Here is a 1,141-nt window from a genome sequence, read left to right on the forward strand (position 1 = left end):
CGAGGCGAGGGCGCGCGCGGCGGCGACCACCCGGTCGGCGGGCTCCTCCCGAGCGGCCAGACGCGCCGCCTGCGCGGCGGCGTGCTCGAGCCGCACCTGCCGACCGCCCACGGAGAGCGCCGAGACCGCGAGCACGAGCACGAGGACGACGGCGGGGACCGTCACGGCGAACTCCGCCGCGACCGATCCCCGCTCGTCGCGCCTCATGAGACGGTCAGGGCGCGCCGGACCAGGTCGGTGAGGATGCCGCGCACCTCGTCCGAGCGCATGATGATGACGAGCAGGCCCGCGAAGGCGACGGCCGCCATCGTCGCGATGGCGTATTCGGCGGTCGCCGCGCCGGTCTCGTCGGCGAACAGTTCCGCCGCGCGACGGCGGGTCAGGGTGGGCAGGTCGTGGGATGTCATGATCTCCTCCGATGTGGGTTGTGGATGTGGGCACGTCTAGGGCTCACAGCGTGAGCGGGGTCGTGGTGAGGACCGAGAGCAGCATCGGGCCGACGCCGAGCAGCAGGAACGCGGGGAGGGTGCAGACCCCGAGCGGCAGCAGAAGCCGACCGGACAGGGCGGCGGCGCGCAGCCGGCCCTCCGTCCGCGCCGCCTGACGGCGGGCCGCGGCATCCGCTCGCAGCAGTTCGACGACGGGGGCGCCGGCGGAGCGGGAGAGCGCGAGCACCGCGCCCGTCTCGCTCGACGGCGCGAGGCCCGACGCCGCCGCCGCGACCTCGATCGCGCGCGGGATGGAGACGCCGCCCGAGAGCGCGATCGCGATCACCTCGGCATCGAGCCCCGGGATGTCGTCCCCGGGCTGCGCCCGGGCGACGAGGGCGCGGGTCCACCGGTGGGTCAGGAGCATCAGCGACCCTCCGGCCACGAGACAGACGGCGCCTGCCGGCGTGGCGAGGGCCGTGAACGGGTCGAACCCGAGCGCCGCGCCCAGCCCCAACGCGACGAGGGGCAACCACGCGATGAGGCGGGCCGTCGTCTGCGGCTCGGCGAGCGCCGTGCGCACGTCGTCGCGCGCCTGATGGGCGTCGCGGAGCGCCTCGGCGAGGCCGCGCAGGCTCGCCGCCAGGGGCGCCCCGACGACGGTCGCGACCTGCCACGCCACCCCGATCTGGCGCCATGCCTCACCGCGTTCG

The 1,141-nt window shown here is 76.1% G+C and carries 3 protein-coding genes; all 3 read right to left on the reverse strand.

The window, feature by feature from the left end:
* Window positions 1-207, reverse strand: a 207-nt coding sequence (locus NH287_RS15080; RefSeq protein WP_374209399.1) for a TadE/TadG family type IV pilus assembly protein, incomplete at its 3' end; no start/stop codon positions are given.
* Window positions 204-407, reverse strand: coding sequence for a DUF4244 domain-containing protein (locus NH287_RS15085; protein ID WP_064003058.1), 204 nt, complete (start codon window positions 405-407; stop codon window positions 204-206). The genes NH287_RS15080 and NH287_RS15085, both read right to left, overlap by 4 nt.
* A gap of 43 nt (window positions 408-450) precedes the next feature.
* The coding region (locus NH287_RS15090) for a type II secretion system F family protein (protein WP_253036261.1) at window positions 451-1,141 on the reverse strand (691 nt) is incomplete at its 5' end.

This window comes from Microbacterium sp. CnD16-F (assembly GCF_024124465.1).
Lineage (GTDB): Bacteria > Actinomycetota > Actinomycetes > Actinomycetales > Microbacteriaceae > Microbacterium > Microbacterium gawkjiense.